At 70.7% G+C, this 16,952-nt stretch carries 15 protein-coding genes, 1 tRNA gene and 1 pseudogene; 4 read left to right on the top strand and 13 right to left on the bottom strand.

The genetic code is table 11. The features are described 5' to 3' along the window. Positions 1-20: 20 nt before the first annotated feature. Both ACQVFL_RS10885 and ACQVFL_RS10880 read right to left on the bottom strand, forming a co-directional pair. Positions 21-1,121, bottom strand: coding sequence for a Gfo/Idh/MocA family protein (locus tag ACQVFL_RS10885; RefSeq protein WP_396695335.1), 1,101 nt, complete (start codon positions 1,119-1,121; stop codon positions 21-23). After that, entirely contained in the window at positions 1,061-1,801 is a 741-nt protein-coding gene (locus ACQVFL_RS10880) for a ThuA domain-containing protein (RefSeq protein ID WP_396695337.1), read from the bottom strand. Before ACQVFL_RS10880 ends, ACQVFL_RS10885 begins: the two co-directional genes overlap by 61 nt. A 592-nt stretch (positions 1,802-2,393) precedes the next feature. On the opposite strand from ACQVFL_RS10880, the gene ACQVFL_RS10875 reads away from it, so the two are divergent. From ACQVFL_RS10875 to ACQVFL_RS10865, 3 genes and pseudogenes are all read left to right on the top strand, one after another. Then, positions 2,394-3,071 carry a hypothetical protein gene (locus ACQVFL_RS10875; protein WP_431729277.1) on the top strand — a complete coding sequence of 226 codons (678 nt, stop codon included), beginning with the start codon at positions 2,394-2,396 and terminating at the stop codon, positions 3,069-3,071. A 14-nt stretch (positions 3,072-3,085) separates the two neighbouring features. Next, positions 3,086-4,723 (top strand): HNH endonuclease, encoded by a 1,638-nt coding sequence (locus ACQVFL_RS10870; protein WP_431729276.1) that lies wholly within the window; start codon positions 3,086-3,088, stop codon positions 4,721-4,723. A 131-nt stretch (positions 4,724-4,854) separates the two neighbouring features. Further along, positions 4,855-5,256: pseudogene (locus ACQVFL_RS10865) on the top strand (tyrosine-type recombinase/integrase); the annotation flags it as partial. An 84-nt stretch (positions 5,257-5,340) separates the two neighbouring features. On the opposite strand, the gene ACQVFL_RS10860 reads toward ACQVFL_RS10865, so the two are convergent. The 9 genes from ACQVFL_RS10860 to ald all read right to left on the bottom strand — a co-directional run bounded on the left by ACQVFL_RS10860 (position 5,341) and on the right by ald (position 13,877). Beyond that, a tRNA-Pro gene (locus ACQVFL_RS10860) sits at positions 5,341-5,414 on the bottom strand. Positions 5,415-5,548: 134 nt separating this feature from the next. Next, complete coding sequence (gene der / locus ACQVFL_RS10855; RefSeq protein ID WP_396699465.1) at positions 5,549-6,952, bottom strand: ribosome biogenesis GTPase Der; 1,404 nt, start codon at positions 6,950-6,952, stop codon at positions 5,549-5,551. A 97-nt stretch (positions 6,953-7,049) separates the two neighbouring features. Then, positions 7,050-7,730, bottom strand: a complete 681-nt coding sequence (gene cmk, locus ACQVFL_RS10850) for a (d)CMP kinase (protein ID WP_396699467.1) — start codon at positions 7,728-7,730, stop codon at positions 7,050-7,052. A gap of 156 nt (positions 7,731-7,886) precedes the next feature. Next, positions 7,887-8,657 (bottom strand): pseudouridine synthase, encoded by a 771-nt coding sequence (locus ACQVFL_RS10845; RefSeq protein WP_396699469.1) that lies wholly within the window; start codon positions 8,655-8,657, stop codon positions 7,887-7,889. Beyond that, positions 8,644-9,492, bottom strand: a complete 849-nt coding sequence (gene scpB, locus ACQVFL_RS10840) for an SMC-Scp complex subunit ScpB (protein ID WP_431729275.1) — start codon at positions 9,490-9,492, stop codon at positions 8,644-8,646. The genes ACQVFL_RS10845 and scpB overlap by 14 nt, the downstream gene beginning before the upstream one ends. After that, positions 9,489-10,511, bottom strand: coding sequence for a segregation and condensation protein A (locus tag ACQVFL_RS10835; protein WP_431729274.1), 1,023 nt, complete (start codon positions 10,509-10,511; stop codon positions 9,489-9,491). The genes scpB and ACQVFL_RS10835 overlap by 4 nt, the downstream gene beginning before the upstream one ends. A 44-nt stretch (positions 10,512-10,555) precedes the next feature. Continuing rightward, positions 10,556-11,479 carry a ParA family protein gene (locus ACQVFL_RS10830; protein WP_117230487.1) on the bottom strand — a complete coding sequence of 308 codons (924 nt, stop codon included), beginning with the start codon at positions 11,477-11,479 and terminating at the stop codon, positions 10,556-10,558. 281 nt (positions 11,480-11,760) lie between these two features. Then, the gene (locus ACQVFL_RS10825; protein ID WP_431729814.1) at positions 11,761-12,756 is read right to left on the bottom strand and encodes a tyrosine recombinase; all 996 of its coding nucleotides are present in this window, start codon (positions 12,754-12,756) and stop codon (positions 11,761-11,763) included. A gap of 2 nt (positions 12,757-12,758) precedes the next feature. Next, positions 12,759-13,877 (bottom strand): alanine dehydrogenase, encoded by a 1,119-nt coding sequence (gene ald, locus ACQVFL_RS10820; protein ID WP_396699476.1) that lies wholly within the window; start codon positions 13,875-13,877, stop codon positions 12,759-12,761. A 218-nt stretch (positions 13,878-14,095) separates the two neighbouring features. Here ald and ACQVFL_RS10815 point away from each other — a divergent pair, with 218 nt between their 5' ends. Continuing rightward, a complete protein-coding gene (locus tag ACQVFL_RS10815) occupies positions 14,096-14,425 on the top strand; it encodes a TM2 domain-containing protein (protein ID WP_396699479.1) in 330 nt (109 codons plus the stop codon). A gap of 59 nt (positions 14,426-14,484) precedes the next feature. Here ACQVFL_RS10815 and ACQVFL_RS10810 read toward each other — a convergent pair whose 3' ends face one another. Next, a complete protein-coding gene (locus tag ACQVFL_RS10810) occupies positions 14,485-15,102 on the bottom strand; it encodes an NUDIX domain-containing protein (RefSeq protein ID WP_431729273.1) in 618 nt (205 codons plus the stop codon). Further along, the gene (locus ACQVFL_RS10805; protein ID WP_431729272.1) at positions 15,099-16,832 is read right to left on the bottom strand and encodes a CTP synthase; all 1,734 of its coding nucleotides are present in this window, start codon (positions 16,830-16,832) and stop codon (positions 15,099-15,101) included. Before ACQVFL_RS10805 ends, ACQVFL_RS10810 begins: the two co-directional genes overlap by 4 nt. Between the last annotated feature and the right edge of the window lie 120 nt (positions 16,833-16,952).

Here is a 16,952-nt window from a genome sequence, read left to right as displayed (position 1 = left end):
CTGCTGACCCGACCTCCCGGCTACCGAGACCAGTCCTCGACCGGGGTCAACGGGACAGGTGCGGGACGTTCCACCGTCGTCGTCAACTCGATCCGTCGGCCCTCGGCCGCCGACCGGAGCAGAGCGGTCATCACGTCGAGGACGTGCAGCCCCACCGCACCGCTGGCCCGTGGCCCACGCGCCTCGTCGGCCCCGACGAGATCGATCAGGCCGACCCCCCGCGCGGCGCCGACGTAGCCCGCCGCCGGTTCGAGGACACCCCACCCGGGGCCGCCGAGCGCGAGATGACGGACCTCGCCGTCGAAGTTGTTCGGATCGGGTACGGCGAGCGTGCCGCTCTCCCCGTGCACCTCGATCGGCGCAGCCGTCGTCGCGACACCGTCGAAACTGGTGGTCAGAGTGGACAGGACACCATCCGCGTGTTCCAGCACCCCGCTCACGTGGGTCGGCACCTCGACCGGGATCCGCTGCCCGAGGCGGGGCCCCGCACCGATGACCCGGGAGTCACGCAGCCGACTCGCCGCCCCGATCACCGTTCGGACCGGCCCGAGCAGATGGACCAGCGCCGAGACGTAGTACGGCCCCATGTCCAGCAACGGACCGCCGCCCGGGGCGTAGTAGAAGTCAGGGTTGGGGTGCCAACGCTCGTGACCCGCGGTCACCATGACAGCCGATGCGGAGAGCGGCCGACCGATCAGTCCACCGTCGATCGCCGCCCGGGCGGTCTGCGTACCGGTGCCCAGAACGGTGTCCGGCGCGCAACCCACCCGGACACCGGCCGACGCCGCCCGACCGATGAGCGACCGGGCGTCCGGAAGCGCGACCGTGAGCGGCTTCTCGACGTAGACGTTGCGCCCGGCGTCGACCGCCGCACCCGAGACCTCGGCGTGCGCCGCCGGGATCGTCAGGTTGAGCACCGTCGCCACCTCGGGGTGGTGGAGCAGTCGCTCCACACTCGTCGCCTCGACGCCGGGAGTCGTCGCGGCGACGGCGACGGCCCGCGCCTCGTCCAGGTCGGCCACCGCGACGACGCGCACCCTGGGATGGCCGACGAGCGTGTTCAGGTACGCGCGGGAGATGACCCCGAGTCCGACGATGCCGACGCCGTGCGGCTCGCCCACAGCATTCCCCTCTCGATCACGGTACGGACACCCGCCTGCTCCAGCACGTCGAGGCTGTGTCCCGGAGTCGTCACGACGATCCGCCCCGCTCCCCAGTTGCGGGTCCAGATCGCCGGTGAGGTCACCGGCCGGTGCCACGGGTGCCACCCCTGAGTCGGGTGGGTGGTGGTGGCCAGCACGTCGATCAGGTCGTCGTGCAACACCCAGTACTGCTCGGTGACCAGGTCGAAGTCCTCGATCCCGGCGGTGATCGGATGCTCCCGGCCGAGGTCGGTGATCGTGACCGAGTGCGGCAGGAAGCTGTCCTTCTCCCCGCCGCTACGGGCACACGGCTCGATACCGGGGTGCACGGCGAACTGGCCGCCCACCAGGTGCAGGTAGTCCGAGCAGGCCCGGAACGAGTCGACGATCCCGCCGTGCCAGCCGGTGAAACCCGTACCGGCGACGACCGCCGCAGCCAGACCCGCCACCTGCTCCCCGGTGATCTGCGACATCGTCACGCACTGCACGATGAGGTCGGTCGCGGCCAGTTCGGCGGCGTCGGCGTAGACCTCCGTCGACTCCTCCACCCGCACCGCGAATCCATTGTGTTCGAGGAACGGGATGAACAGCTCCGTCGCCTCGACCGGCCGGTGCCCCTCCCACCCGCCCCGGACCACGAGGGCTCTCCGCTGCACCACACCCGCTCCTCCCCGATCCGTCGCCCCGGCCCGCCGCGCGCACCCGACCGACGCCCGAACCGTGACGACCATCGATTACCGTACCCGTACCTTCGCCCACGCCGCCCTCGTCGATCAAGGCGTACCTACCCAGTGGCAGGCATATGTGTGCCGCCACGCCTGGGCGACGACCTGCCTTGACCTGCGCAGCCACGGTAGCTGTCGCATCGAACTGACCGCCGTTGACCGACCGCACCCACCTGCATCAGAAAGGCTGCGGCGCGGCACCCGACAGAATCTGAGTGGAGCATGGCAGTTGCACGACATCACTTCGAGGTGCGCCGTACCGGATCGGTGATCCGATTCTCGATGCCGTCAAGCCGATCTCGCGCCGTGATCACACCGTTCGTTTGACAGACCCACCAACGATCAGACCCACCGGGCGGAACGAGCCAGCGTCAGGCGCGAATCATCGAGGTTAGTACTCTGCTCCTCTTTCAAACATGTCTCGGTCCAATGCTCTGCTCGAACATGGGTTGGTCCGGACGGACGTTGACACTCGGCTAGACACCTCGGGATGCTCGACTAGCAGCACGTCGAGAGAGGATCGTTCATGCCGAACTGGCGCGTCGTCCCCCGCCTCAGCGATTTGACGCTCTCCGCCGGTGCCGCCTCCGTACTGCTCACTGATGTCACGAACGTCGATGAGAGCGACGCACGGCTGACTCTCACGGCGGACCTCGACAGCTCCGAGATGGTGGTTGCCTCGGTACGACCCTCATCGATTACGGTCGCGGGTCGGTCTTCCGTCATGCTGGTGGTCACCGTGTCGGCTGATGAGGAGGCGCCCTCGGTGCGCCGGACGCTGCGGCTCGAACCGGTGGGCGCCCCCGACGCTGCGGTCACGGTAGGGGTGAACGTCAACGCGACACAACCGTGGTCAATCACCGCCGCTGGCCTCAGCTACCAGGGCGGTATTGCGGAATGGATGGAGATCCGTTTCTCCGTGACCGGCCCGGCCGGTGTCCGGGTCCGGGCGGCTGTCGAGTTCGTTACCGAAGATCGCAACGATCTTGACGGGTTCGGCAAGTTCCCACCATTGGCCCGGACGGAGTCGGGGTCCCGGATCATCGGTGTCGACGGCACGACGGAGGTGCCGGTCTATGTATCGATGGGCGACACCTCGTCCGCCGCCGTAGGGATCCTCTTCGACGAGGAGACCGGCACCGTCCGGGCGCGTAGTGACGCTGTTTACCCCGAAGCCCCGTACGAGATCGGTTCCGAGCTGTGAGCGATGAGCACCGAATGCAGGCCGAGAACACTGCCGGCGAGATCGACTGCGGATGGTACGAACACCGATACGGTGTCGTTCCGCAGGGGTGTCGCGGCTCGGCGCATGGCGGCCGGACCGTCATCTACACGGATGCCGCGACGAGCCCGGCCGAGGCGGCCCTCGTCGCACGTCTGAGTCACGGCCGCGGCACCGCCCGCGAGGCGCTGCACTACTTCCGTACCCACGGCTTCCCCGGCCTGCACTCAACGCCAACCTACGATATGGGCAACCACCTGTGGCACTTCACCGATGCCGCACCCACTGTCGGGACGGGTGCCGACTCCGGCCACGGAAGCTCGACCACTGCCACCGGCGCGGTCGACCGAGGTTCGACCGGCCTGGCCGGATCGACCGATCCGTGGATCGGTGTGAACGGGGGAACTCACCACGGCGCGTCCGTCTGGATCGGATCCCGTCTCAACCGCCGCCCCGGCGACCTCCACGGTGGGCACTCCGACAGAGGGCCGACGAACTCCCGCAGTTCCGGTGGCGTTACGACCCATCCGGGTGCGTCTGCACCCGATACGGACGGCTCGGGTGCCGCCGACTCAGGCGGAACCGGGCCGGGCCGCACGGACCCGGTTTCCGGCGACCCGAGCGAAACCGACACCACCGAGCCGGGCGCCACCAGCCCGGATGCGACCACCCACGGCAGCACCGGCACGACCGGACCTGGGAACACCGACGATGCCGGCGTAACCACTTGGCCGCCGCCCGATCTGACCAAGGAGGATTGGTGGCGGTTGTGCTGGGGTTCGGAGTCGTTGCTGCTGGCCAGCGGCAGCGGAACCACCGGGGATCCGCTGGTGTTTCCTCCCGATACCATCGTCGTCCCGCCACGACCGCTCGTGCCTGCTCACGACCCGACACGACCGGCCGAACGTGAGTACGCGACCGCTGAGGAGGAGTGGGAAGTAGCAAAACAGTCCGCCTGGAACTGGCTGTTCGACCAGGCGGCCGGGATCTCCCCGGTGGTCGGATTCGTAGCTGCAGACTGGCGCTATCCGGAGCCACCCGAGTCGGAGATCGGACGTGCCTACGAGCTGCGGCGCGCGTACGACACCATGCAGAACTTCCTCAATGTCGCCTCGTTTGCGATGGGCCTGGTGACACCGATAATCGTCGAGTCGGCGATCACCTCGGGTATCAGCTCCCGGCTGCTGCAATGGCTCAAGGTGTTCATCGCCGACGAGACCGGCAGCCTGGTAATCGGCGGGACGCTCAACGAGTTGCGGGAGGCCAGAGCGGCCCTGACGCTACGCGGTGCGGAGGTCACCGATGAGGCAATCAGCCTGTACGTGAGATACAAGCGGGCATACGAGCGGGAGCGCCATTTCATGGCGATCGACGGGGCCCCCTTCGAAGGCTTCGAGGATCACATCTTCCCCGGTGGGGACGTGCACATCGGCTGGCTCACCGGCTACCGGGCCCGGGACGTCGAACTCGCCAACAAGCTCGCCGGTATCTCCCGCCTCCCACCGAGCTGGGTGTGGCATCACCATCCGGACTTTGGCCGGATGGTGCTCATTCCCCGACAGATCCACGAACAGGTCAGGCACTGGGGCGGCGTCTCCATCTGGTCGCGCCTGTTCGGCATCAGATACCGCTGATCACGCCGGCCACTGCTCGGCCCGGGCCCCGCTCTTCGCGGGATGGAAGCGTCCGGCGGCGTTGGGCGTTGACGCTGGCTCTACGCGGCTTGGAACGCAAAACGCTTGATCCGTACCTGGCAGGGTGGCGCAAGCGCGCACGGACCGTGCCGCTGATCGAAGAGGTACGGCCGATCGTCGCTCACCGCCTGGACTCCGCATCCAAGCCGGAGTCCCGGCTGTTCACCGGTCCACGCGGTGGCCGGATCAGTACCGCCGTACTCCGTGACGCGACGCATTGGGACGAGGTGGTGACCAAACTCGGATTCGAGCACCTACGCAGACACGACCTGCGACACACCGGCCTCACCTGGATGGCCGACGCAGGCGTACCGGTGCACGTCCTACGGAAGATCGCGGGACACGGGTCGCTGACCACGACCCAGCGCTACCTACACCCCGACCGGCAGTCATTCGTTGACGCGGGAACGGCGCTCAGCGCCCATCTGAAGGCTCGCCGGTCCCCAGATGGTCCCCAGCTACGCGCCGTCTAGATCAGCAATGCCCTACCGGCGCAGAATGCATTAAAACCCGTTGACCAGGGCTTACGTCCTGGTCAACGGGTTTCCTAGCAAGTGTCGGGACGGCCGGATTCGAACCGACGACCCCTTGACCCCCAGTCAAGTGCGCTACCAAACTGCGCCACGTCCCGATGCTCCCGCGTCGTCCTGCCCGCGACAGCCGGTACAGCTTAGCGCAGCTTTCCCTCTGCGCCGCACAGCCCCCTCCCCGCTGTCGTGACCACCCACACCACTCCTAGAACGTCCTAGGAGGGTGGGGTGTGGGTCAGCCGTGGGCCTTGCCTCGGCCGCCGGGGCCGAGCTTCTTGCGGGGGCGTACCGAGATCTCGATGGGGCTGCCCTCGAAGCCGAACTCCTCGCGGAGCTTGCGTTCCACGAAGCGCTGGTAACCGGCGTCCAGCGGGCCGGTGGTGAAGAGGACGAAGCGCGGCGGGGCCACCCCGGCCTGGGTGGCGAACAGGATACGGGGGGCCCGTCCCCCGCGTACCGGGTGCGGGGTGGCCTGCACCAGGGCGGTGAGCCAGCCGTTGAGCTGCGCGGTGGGGATCCGGGTCTCCCAGCTCGCCAGGGCCCGGTGCAGGCCGGCGGCGAGCTTGTCGACGGCCCGGCCGGTCTTCGCCGACAGGTTCAACCGGATCGCCCACGGGATGCGGCGCAGCTCCCGTTCGATCTCCTTGTCCAGGTAGTACCGGCGGTCGGCGTCGACCAGGTCCCACTTGTTGAAGGCGATGACGAGTGCCCGCCCGGCCTCGGTGACCATGGTCAGGATCCGCTGGTCCTGCTCGCTGATCGGCTCGCTGGAGTCGAGCAGCACCACCGCCACCTCGGCCGCCTCGATCGCCGAGGCGGTCCGCAGGCTGGCGTAGTACTCGGTGCCGCTGGCCTTGCCGACCCGCTTGCGCAGGCCGGCGGTGTCGACCAGGTGCCAGGTGTCGCCGCCGATGGTGACCAGACTGTCGACCGGGTCGACGGTGGTGCCGGCGACCGCGTCGACCACCGCGCGTTCCTCGCCGGAGAAGCGGTTCAGCAGGCTGGACTTGCCGACGTTGGGCCGACCGACCAGGGCCACCCGACGGGGGCCGCGCGGCCGGTTCTCCACGATCTTCGGTGCTTCGGGCAGTGCGGCCATGATGGTGTCGAGCAGGTCGCCGGAACCCCGGCCGTGCAGGGCCGAGACCGGGTGCGGCTCGCCGAGGCCGAGCGACCACAGCGAGGTGGCCTCCAGCTCGATGTTGGTGTTGTCGGCCTTGTTGGCCACCAGGATGACCGGCTTGGCGCTGCGCCGCAGCATCTTCACCGCCGCCTCGTCGACGTCGGTGGAGCCCACCGTCGCGTCGACCACGAAGATCACCACGTCGGCGGTGAACACGGCCGTCTCGGCCTGCGCGGCGATGGCCGCCGCCCGGTCCTTCGCGTCCGGTTCCCAGCCGCCGGTGTCCACCACGGTGAAGGTCCGCCCAGACCACTGCGCGTCGTACGGGACCCGGTCCCGGGTCACCCCGGGTACGTCCTCGACGACCGCCTGGCGGCGCCCGATGATCCGGTTGACCAGGGTGGACTTGCCGACGTTGGGGCGGCCGACCACGGCCACCACCGGCTGCGGACCGGTCGGCTCCTCAAGGTCGAGGTCCGTCTCCCGCAGCTCCACCCAACCGTCGTTGTCAGTCACGCCCACGCCTCGTTTCGTTGGCCGGTGGCGGGAAACGTCCACGCCACCGCGCCGGATGGTCCGGTCACCGGCCGAGCCGGCAGGTTGTCGCGCCCGGTCACGCCACGTTCCGCTCGGCGAGCAGCGCCCGCAGCTTCGCCACGACCTCGTCGATGCCCAGCTCGGTGGTGTCCAGCACCACGGCGTCGGGGGCCTGGGCGAGCGGATCGGCCTTGCGGGTCGAGTCGATCTCGTCCCGGCGGGCCAGGTCGGCGGCGGTCGCCGCCACGTCGGAGGCGTCCTCGGCGCTGCGACGTGCGGCACGGGCCGCCGCCGAGGCGGTGAGGTAGACCTTGAGGTCGGCGTCGGGGGCGACCACGGAACCGATGTCGCGGCCCTCGACCACGATCCGGCCCGCCTTGGCGATCATGTCGCGCTGCCGGGCCACCAGCAGTGCCCGGACCGCCGGCACGGAGGCCACGGCGGAGACGGCGGCGGTCACCTCGGGACCCCGGATCTCGGCCTCGACGCCGACACCGTCGGCGGTGACGCCGTAGCCGGTGGGGTCGGTGCCGATCCGCAGGTCGACCTCGGCGGCGACCTTGGCGACCGCCTGGGCGTCGGTGAGTTCGACGCCGGAACGCAGCACCGCCCAGGTGATCGCCCGGTACATCGCCCCGGTGTCGAGGTAGCGGGCGGTGAGGCTCGCCGCCAGCCGCCGGGAGACGGTGGACTTACCCGAACCGGACGGCCCGTCCACAGCGACCACGCAGCGCCCGGCCGGTACGTTTTCCTCCACCGTTGTCCTCCTCAGCCCGTACCCCGCGATCCGCCCATCGGCGGACGCGAGCGGTTGCCCACACAGCTTCCATCATGCCCGGCGCCGTGGCGCACGGCCCGTCGGCCCTTCCGGGCCGCCAGGAGCCTACCGTCAGCGGTACCCGCGAGCGCGGGGTCAGTCACCCACGGCCTTGAACAGGGCGGCGACCTCCGCGTTGGTCAGGCGCCGAGTGCGCCCGGGACGCAGGTCGCCGAGCCGGATCGGCCCGATGGAGGTACGCACCAGCCGACTCACCGGGTGTCCGACCTCGTCGAGCAGGCGACGGACGATGTGTTTGCGGCCTTCGTGCAGGGTCAGCTCGACCTGGGCGGTACGTCCCAGACTGCCCACCACCCGGAACGCGTCCACGGTGACCGGGCCGTCCTCCAACTCGATGCCGGCGGCGAGGCGCTTGCCGAGGTGGCGCGGGATCGGCCCGGCCACCTCGCACAGGTACGTCTTGGCCACCCCGTAGGAGGGGTGCATCAGCCGGTGCGCCAACGTCCCGTCGTTGGTGAGCAGCAGCAGGCCCTCGCTGTCCGCGTCGAGCCGCCCGACGTGGTAGACACGCTGCTCGACCCGGTTGCCGACGAAGTCGGCCAGCGCGGTGCGCCCCTTCTCGTCGGCCATGGTGGAGACCACGCCACGGGGCTTGTTCAACGCCAGGTACACCAGCCGGGTGTCGGCCACCAGCCGCTCGCCGTCGACGTGGATGACGGCGTTGGTCGGGTCCACCTTGTCGCCGAGCTGGGCGACCCGCCCGTTGACCGTCACCCGCCGACGGAAGATCAGGTCCTCGCAGGCGCGCCGGGAGCCCACTCCCGCCGCGGCGAGCACCTTCTGCAGGCGTTCCGGGCCGGTGTAGACGGGGGCGTCGGGGCGGGGGGTGCGGTCATCGCGCGGCATCAGCAAGCTCTTCTACGTCGTCGGGGAGGAACGGGGCCAGGGGCGGCAGGTCGTCGAGGCTGTTCAGACCGAGCTTCTCCAGGAACATCGTGCTCGTCCGGTACAGATAGGCCCCGCTGTCCGACTCGGTGCCACACTCCTCGATCAGCCCACGGGTCACCAGGGTACGGATCACCCCGTCACAGTTGACGCCCCGGATGGCGGAGATCCGCGACCGGGTCACCGGCTGCCGGTACGCCACCACCGCGAGCGTCTCCAGCGCGGCCTGGGTCAGCCGGACCGACTGCCCGTCGAGCACGAACCGTTCCACGTAGGTGGCGTATTCCGGCCGGGTGTAGAGCCGCCACCCACCGGCCGCCCGACGTAGCTCGAACCCGTGCCCGGCGGTGGTGTAGCTCGCGGCGATCTGGTCCAGCATCGGCCCGACCCGCTCGGCGGGCTGTTCGAGGACCTGGGCCAGCGTCAGCTCGCTGACCGGTTCGTCCACCACCAGCAGGATCGCCTCCAGCGCCCCGCGCAGCTCGGCGTCGTCGAGCACCGGCGGCGGCTCCGGCACCACCCGCGCCCGCCCACCGCCCCGCGGCCTCCGCCCCGCCCCCTCCTCCGCGATCGTGGTCACCGGCGGCCCCTGGCGGGGCACTTCTGCACCAGGATCCGGAGCTGCCCCGGGTTCGGCGGTTTCCGGGGCGGCAGGATCGGGCTCCGCGCGAGCGGACTCGACGGGATCAGGAGTGGCCGGACCCGGGGCGTTGGATTCGGGGGCGGTGCGCTGCCAGGGCGGGATCCAGGCGGCGGCCTGGTCGGCCAGGGAGTCCCGGCGTTCCTCGTTGGTCATCCGGCACGCTCCTCGGTCGTCACCGCATCGCCCGACGCCGCAACCGGCCCGGCCGACGGCGCACCAGGCTCGGTCGTGGACACACCCGAACCGGCTCCGGCCGGTGCGCCGGCGGGGGCGGGCTCGTCGGGGCTGCCCGCGTACTCGTCGATGGTCAGGGTCGGGCTGGCGTCGGCGGGGCCGGTCCAGCGCACGGTCAGCTCCTCCAGCGCCTGTTCCTGCACGAAGGCGACCACGCCCTGCCGGTACAGCTCCAACAGTGCCAGGAACCGGGCGACCACCTCGAGGGTGGCCTCGCAGTCGGCGCAGAGCAGCGAGAAGGTGGCGGTGCCGGCGCGGCGCAGCCGCTCGCTGATGATCGCGGCGTGTTCCCGGACACTGACCCGGACCATGTGCACGTGGGCGATGGAGACCTCGGGCACCGGCTTCGGGGTCATCGCCCTGACGGCGAGCTTGAGCAGTCGCTGCGGGCCGATGCCGAGTACCAGGTCGGGCAGCGCCTCGGCGTACCTGGCCTCCAGGGTGACCGCGCGCGGGTAGCGGCGACCGCCGACCTCCTCCAGCACCGCGATGTGCGCCGCCGCCTCCTTGTACGACTTGTACTGCAACAGCCGGGCGAAGAGCAGGTCCCGCGCCTCCAGCAGGGCGAGGTCCTCCTCGTTCTCCACCTCGGCCGAGGGCAGCAGCCGGGCCGCCTTGAGGTCGAGCAGGGTGGCGGCGACCAGCAGGAACTCGCTCGCCTCGTCGAGGTCCCAGTCGTCGCCCATGGCCCGGATGTACGCGATGAACTCGTCGGTCACCTGGTGCAGCGCGACCTCGGTGACGTCGAGTTTGTGCTTGCCGATCAGTTGCAGCAGCAGGTCGAACGGGCCGGTGAAGTTGTCCAGCCGCACCGTGAACCTGCCGGTGTCCGCGGCGTCCGGGTCCGACAGGACAACCGGAGTCGCATCCGGCGCGCCGAGGTCAGCCGCGAGCGGCTGCTCCGGTGCGGCGGTCGGGTCGGCGGGCGGCGCGGTCACGCCGACGACCGTAGTCCACGGCCTGGACACCGATGGTTACCGGCCTACCGCTCCGCCTGCGCGGCGATCACCTCGCGGGCCAACTGACGGTAGTTGCGGGCTCCCGAGGAGGCCGGGTCGAGCGTGGTGATCGGGGCACCGGCGACCGTCGACTCGGGGAACTTCACCGTCTTGGTGATGACCGTCTGGTAGACCTTGTCGCCGAACGCCTCCACCACCCGCTGGAGCACCTGGCGACAGTGCGTGGTGCGGCTGTCGTACATGGTGGCGAGGATGCCTTCGAGCTCCAGGTCGAAGTTGAGCCGCTCGCGTACCTTGTCGATGGTGTCCAGCAGCAGGGCGACACCACGCAGGCTGAAGAACTCGCACTCCAGCGGGATGAGTACGCCGTGCGCCACGGTCAACGCGTTGATCGCCAGCAGGCCGAGTGACGGCTGGCAGTCGATCAGGATGTAGTCGTACTCCTTGCGGACGCTCCTGAGCACCCGGGCCAGCGCCATCTCGCGGGCGACCTCGTTGACGAGCTGTATCTCGGCGGCGGAGAGGTCGATGTTGGCGGGCAGCAGGTGCAGCCCGGCCACGTCGGTCTTGATCAGGACGTCCTCGGCGGTGACGTCGTCCTGCATCAGCAGGTTGTAGACCGACAGGTCGAGGTTGTGCGGGTTGACGCCCAGCCCGACGGAGAGGGCGCCCTGCGGGTCGAAGTCGACCAGGAGGACCTTGCGGCCGTACTCGGCGAGCGCGGCACCGAGGTTGATGGTGGTCGTGGTCTTGCCGACGCCACCCTTCTGGTTGGCCATCGCGATGATCCGCGCCGGGCCGTGCCGGTCGGTGGGCATCGGCTCGGGGATGGGCTTGCGCATCGTGTAGGCGGCCGGGTCGGCCGGACCGAGGTCCGAGCCGAGCGCGTTCTGCTGTTCGCGGAGCTCCGACGTCCAGGTCTCGGCACGGTCACCGTTGCCAGCCATGTCCTCGTTGCCCCCTCCCGACGACCATCTGGCGTCGGAGCCGCCCGACGTCCTTCGCGGCGCCGCTGCGCACCCCGGTCATCCCGCCGCCGGGCCGCGCCGATCCCGACTGTACGCCACCGGCCAGCAGGGCGTTCACTACCCGCTCGGCGTGTCGGACGGCGGTACCGACCGGCGCCGTCCCGGCCCACGTCGACCAGCCGGGCCGGTGCCGTCCCGGCCCGCACCCACCGGCCGGTCCGGTGGGTGCGGCGCCGCTGCGCCCGCCGGCGTGGCGCGCCTCACCGTCGGTGCCGGGCGCGCGGGTGTGCGGTGGCGTAGACCTCGCGCAGCCGGTCCACGGTCACCAGTGTGTAGACCTGGGTGGTGGTGACCGAGGCGTGGCCGAGCAGTTCCTGCACCACCCGGACGTCGGCGCCGCCGTCGAGCAGGTGGGTCGCGTACGAGTGTCGCAGGGTGTGCGGGGAGACCGCCTCCGGCCCGTCCACCGGCAGGCCGGCCCGGGCGGCGGCTCGGCGCAGCACGGTCCAGGCGCCCTGCCGGGTCAGCGGGCCGCCCCGGGAGTTCAGGAACACCTTCGGGGTGCCCCGGCCGGCGGTGACCAGTCCGGGCCGGGCGCGGACCAGGTAGGCGCCGAGGGCCCGTAGCGCGTGCCCGCCGACCGGCACCAGGCGGCTGCGTCCGCCCTTGCCGTGCAGCAGCACCACCCCGTCGTCGAGGTCCACGTCGTCCACGGCCACGCCGATCGCCTCGGAGATCCGGGCGCCGGTGGCGTACAGGAACTCCAGCAGCGCCCGGTCGCGCAGCGCCAGCGGCGCCTGCTCCCCCGCCGCGTCCACCGGGCCGGCGGTCTCCAGCAGCCGGACCACCGCGTCGACCGGCAGGGCGCGGGGCAGTCGACGGGGTGGGGTGGGTGGGCGTACGTCCCGGCTCGGGTCGGCTCCGGCCAGGCCCTCGCGCAGCGCGAAGCGGTGCAGGCCGCGCACGGCGCTGGCGGCGCGGGCGGCCGAGGAGACCGCCAGCGGCGGGCGGCCGTCGTCGCCGGTACGCAGCCGGGCCAGGTGCCGTTCGATCTCGGTGGCCGAGACCCCGCCGAGGTCGTCCACCCCGGCGGCGGCCAGCGAGTCCAGGTAGCGGTCCAGGTCACGGCGGTACGAGGCGAGGGTGTTGGCGGCCAGTCCCCGTTCGACGGTGAGGTGGTCGAGGTAGCCGCGCAGCGCACGACGCAGGGCCGGCGCCGGCTCGGGGCCGGCCCGTTCGTCGGTCGCCGTGCTCAGCGTTACCCCCCTAGCGCCTCGGTGAGCGCGAGGGTGGGCAGCCCGTGCGCCTCGGCCACCGGGCCGTAGACGACCTGACCGGCATGGGTGTTCAGGCCCAGGGCCAGCGCCGGGTCGCGCCGCGACGCCTCACGCCAGCCGTGGTTGGCCAGTTCGAGGGCGTACGGCAGGGTGACGTTGGTCAACGCGTACGTGCTGGTGTTCGGCACCGCGCCGGGCATGTTCGCCACGCAGTAGAAGATCGATTCGTGCACCCGGTAGACCGGTTCGTCGTGCGTGGTCGGCCGCGAGTCCTCGAAGCAGCCGCCCTGGTCGATGGCGATGTCGACGAGCACGCTACCGGGCTTCATCCGGGACACCAGCTCGTTCGAGATCAGCTTCGGGGCCTTGGCGCCGGGCACCAGCACCGCGCCGATGACCAGGTCCGCGTCGAGCACGGCCCGTTCGATCTCGTACGCGTTGGAGGCGACGGTCTGGAGGTGTCCCCGGTAGATGGCGTCGGCCTGCCGCAACCGGCCGACGTTCTTGTCCAGCAGCAGCACCTCGGACTGTAGGCCCAGCGCGATCGCGGCGGCGTTCATGCCGGAGACCCCGGCACCGATGACCACCGTCTTCGCCGCGTACACGCCGGAGACGCCGCCGGGCAGCACACCCCGGCCGCCACCGGTGCGCATCAGATAGAACGCGCCGACCTGCGGGGCGAGCCGACCGGCCACCTCGGACATCGGGGCGAGCAGCGGCAGCGAGCGGTCCGGCAGTTCGACCGTCTCGTACGCGATGCCGGTGACCTCGCGGTCGAGCAGTGCCTGGGTGCAGTCCCGCGAGGCGGCCAGGTGCAGGTAGGTGAAGAGGACCTGCCCCGCGCGCATCCGGTGGTACTCCTCGGCGACCGGTTCCTTGACCTTGAGCACCAGGTCGGCGGCGGCCCACACCTCGTCGGCGGTGTCCAGGATCTTGGCGCCGGCCGCGGTGAACTCCTCGTCGGTGATGCTGGATCCGACCCCGGCACCGGCCTCGACGAAGACCTGGTGACCGCCGCGGGTGAACTCGTTGACGCCTGCGGGCGTGATCGCCACCCGGTACTCGTGGTTCTTGACCTCGCGGGGGATGCCGACCTTCACGATGCAGACACCTCTCTCCGGGGACCGCTCTCCCCGACTGGGCGGTGCCGCGGCGGCCCCTTTGCCGCGACGGTCGACCGGTCCCGTGGGCGGCAGTTTAGGCGTACCCGTGCGTCGCGGGAGAGTGCACCATGACATCCGGTGGCCGCGAACCCTGACGATCTGTCAGGTGTACCGGCAGCCCACCGGCTAGTGTCTCCTCAGCCGACAGGACAGTATTGGGCCTCATCGTCCCACGTGGTGCCTACCGGTGCGGACACCGTCGGTGTCGATCACTATCGTGTCGCCTCATGACTACTCCCCCCTATCAGCCCGGGTATCCCCAGGGCGTTTCCGACAAGAGCAAGGTCATCGCCGGCGTCCTGCAGATCCTGCTGGGCGGCTTCGGCGTCGGCCGGTTCTACATGGGCGACACCAAGACCGGTGTCATCCAGCTCATCGTCACACTGGTGACCTGCGGTATCGGCAGCCTCTGGGGTCTGATCGACGGCATCCTGATCCTGGTCAACGGTGGCGTCGACGGACAGGGTCGCCCGCTGCGCGACTGATCCGGCATACGACAGGGGCCGCGCGGTGATCCGCGCGGCCCCTGTCGTCGTGGTCCCGGTCAGCCCGGCAGCGGGGTGTCCGCCCGACGCAGCACCGACCAACCGGAGTCGCGGGCGCGGGCGGCGGCCAGCAACCCGGCCACGCACGGCCCGTTGGTGATCTCGCCGGCCAGGGCCATGCCGACCGCCTCGTCCAGGTCGATCCGGACGATCTGGAGGTCGGCCTCCTCGTCGTGCCGGTCGTGCCGCTGCTCCATCGGCACCTCGCCGAGGTCCCGGGCCAGGAAGACCCGGACCAGTTCGTCGGTGAACCCGGGTGAGCTGTGCACGTCGACCAGCACGTCGAACCGGCCGGCGGTCAGGTCGACCTCCTCGGCCAGTTCCCGGGCCGCGGTCACCGCCGGGTCCTCGCCGGCGACGTCGGTCAGCCCGGCCGGCAGCTCCCACAGACGCCGACCGATCGGCTGGCGGTACTGCCGGATCAGCACCACCTGACCGGCGGCGTCCAGCGCCACCACAGCCACCGCGCCGAGGTGCCGGACCAGGTCCCGGGGGGCCGTGCCGCCGCCGGGCATGCTCACCTGCTCGGTGACCACGTCGAAGATGCGACCGCGGTACCGCACCTCGCGGGAGAGCACCTCGTAGCGGTGCTCGACCGCCTTGCCGAGGTCGCTCACGACGCCGAGGGCACCGTCGGGACGGTGCCGTTGCGGGTGGCTCGCTCGGCACCGTCCAGGTCGACCGGAAGCTGGTCGGCCTGCGAGTACGCCACCGCCGCCTGCACGAACGCGGCGAACAGCGGGTGCGGTCGGGTGGGGCGGCTCTTCAGCTCCGGGTGGGCCTGGGTGGCCACGAAGAACGGGTGCAGCTCGCGGTCCAGCTCGACGAACTCGACCAGCCGCCCGTCCGGCGAGGTACCGGAGATCCGCAGCCCGGCCTTGGCGAGCTGGTCCCGGTAGGCGTTGTTCACCTCGTACCGGTGCCGGTGCCGCTCGCTGACCTCGGTGCTGCCGTACGCCTCGGCGACGATCGACCCCTCGGCGAGCGCCGCCGGGTACGCGCCCAGCCGCATGGTGCCGCCCAGGTCGCCCTTGCCGGCCACGATGTCCTCCTGGTCGGCCATGGTGGCGATGACCGGGTGCACGGCCTCGGAGTCGAACTCCAGGGAGTTGGCGCCGTCCAGCCCGGCCAGGTGCCGGGCCACCTCGATGGTCATGCACTGCAGGCCGAGGCAGAGCCCGAGCAGCGGGACGCCGTTCTCCCGCGCGTACCGGGCGGTGCCGATCTTGCCCTCGATGCCCCGGACGCCGAACCCGCCGGGGATGACGATGCCGTCGACACCGGCCAGCGCAGCCGCCGCGCCCGCCGGGGTGACGCAGTCGTCGCTGGGTACCCAGCGCACCTGCACCCGGGCCCGGTTGCCGAAGCCGGCCGCCCGGATCGCCTCGCTGACCGACAGGTACGCGTCGGGCAGGTCGACGTACTTGCCGACCAGCGCCACGGTGACCGTGCGCCGGGGCTGGTGCACCCGCTCCAGCAGGTCGTCCCAGCCCTCCCAGTCCACGTCCCGGAAGGAGAGCCCGAGCCGGCGCACCACGTACGCGTCGAGCCCCTCGCGGTGCAGCACCTTCGGGATGTCGTAGATGCTGGGCGCGTCCGGGGCGGCGATGACCGCCTCGGCGTCGACGTCGCAGTAGAGCGACAGCTTGTGCTTGAGCTTGTCCGGGATCTCCCGGTCCGAGCGGCAGACGATGGCGTCGGGCTGGATACCGATGTTGCGCAGTTGCGCCACCGAGTGCTGGGTCGGCTTGGTCTTCAGCTCGCCCGAGGGCGCCAGGTACGGCACCAGCGAGACGTGCAGATAGAAGCAGTTGTCGCGGCCCAGGTCGTGCCGGACCTGCCGGATCGCCTCCAGGAACGGCAGCGACTCGATGTCGCCGACGGTGCCGCCGACCTCGGTGATCACCACGTCCGGGGTGCGTCCGTCGTCGTCCGGGTCGGCCATCGCCAGGATCCGCGACTTGATCTCGTTGGTGATGTGCGGGATCACCTGGACGGTGTCGCCCAGGTACTCCCCGCGCCGCTCCTTGGCGATCACGTCCGAGTAGATCTGGCCGGTGGTGACGTTCGCCTTGCCGGACAGGGCCCGGTCCAGGAAGCGCTCGTAGTGACCGACGTCCAGGTCGGTCTCGGCGCCGTCCTCGGTCACGAACACCTCGCCGTGCTGGAACGGGTTCATGGTGCCGGGGTCGACGTTCAGGTACGGGTCGAGTTTCTGCATCACCACGCGTAGTCCCCGCGCGGTGAGCAGGTTGCCGAGGCTGGAGGCGGTCAACCCCTTACCCAGCGAGGAGGCGACGCCCCCGGTGACGAAAATGTGCCTGGTCGTCCGTGCTGAAGGGGCCAAGGCCTGCTCCCGTGTCGTCCGTCGCGGTCGTGCAGACCGCCGAGCCGATCAGCGAAGTGATCACGCGATCCACGGGATTCCACGGTAACACCTCGCCTGCGGCGCTCCGGGGCCGCACCC

Origin of the sequence: Verrucosispora sp. TAA-831, assembly GCF_050780145.1 — a bacterium.
Taxonomy (GTDB): domain Bacteria; phylum Actinomycetota; class Actinomycetes; order Mycobacteriales; family Micromonosporaceae; genus Micromonospora.
This window is presented reverse-complemented; position numbering and strand designations above follow the sequence as displayed.

What these genes read in the sequence shown, in the direction of transcription:
- ACQVFL_RS10875 (WP_431729277.1), top strand. Translation starts at nt 2,394, where the DNA reads ATGCCGAACTGGCGCGTCGTCCCCCGCCTCAGCGATTTGACGCTCTCC.
- ACQVFL_RS10845 (WP_396699469.1), bottom strand. Translation starts at nt 8,657, where the DNA reads ATGCCGCGCGATGACCGCACCCCCCGCCCCGACGCCCCCGTCTACACC.
- scpB (WP_431729275.1), bottom strand. Translation starts at nt 9,492, where the DNA reads ATGACCAACGAGGAACGCCGGGACTCCCTGGCCGACCAGGCCGCCGCC.
- ACQVFL_RS10830 (WP_117230487.1), bottom strand. Translation starts at nt 11,479, where the DNA reads ATGGCTGGCAACGGTGACCGTGCCGAGACCTGGACGTCGGAGCTCCGC.
- ACQVFL_RS10870 (WP_431729276.1), top strand. Translation starts at nt 3,086, where the DNA reads ATGCAGGCCGAGAACACTGCCGGCGAGATCGACTGCGGATGGTACGAA.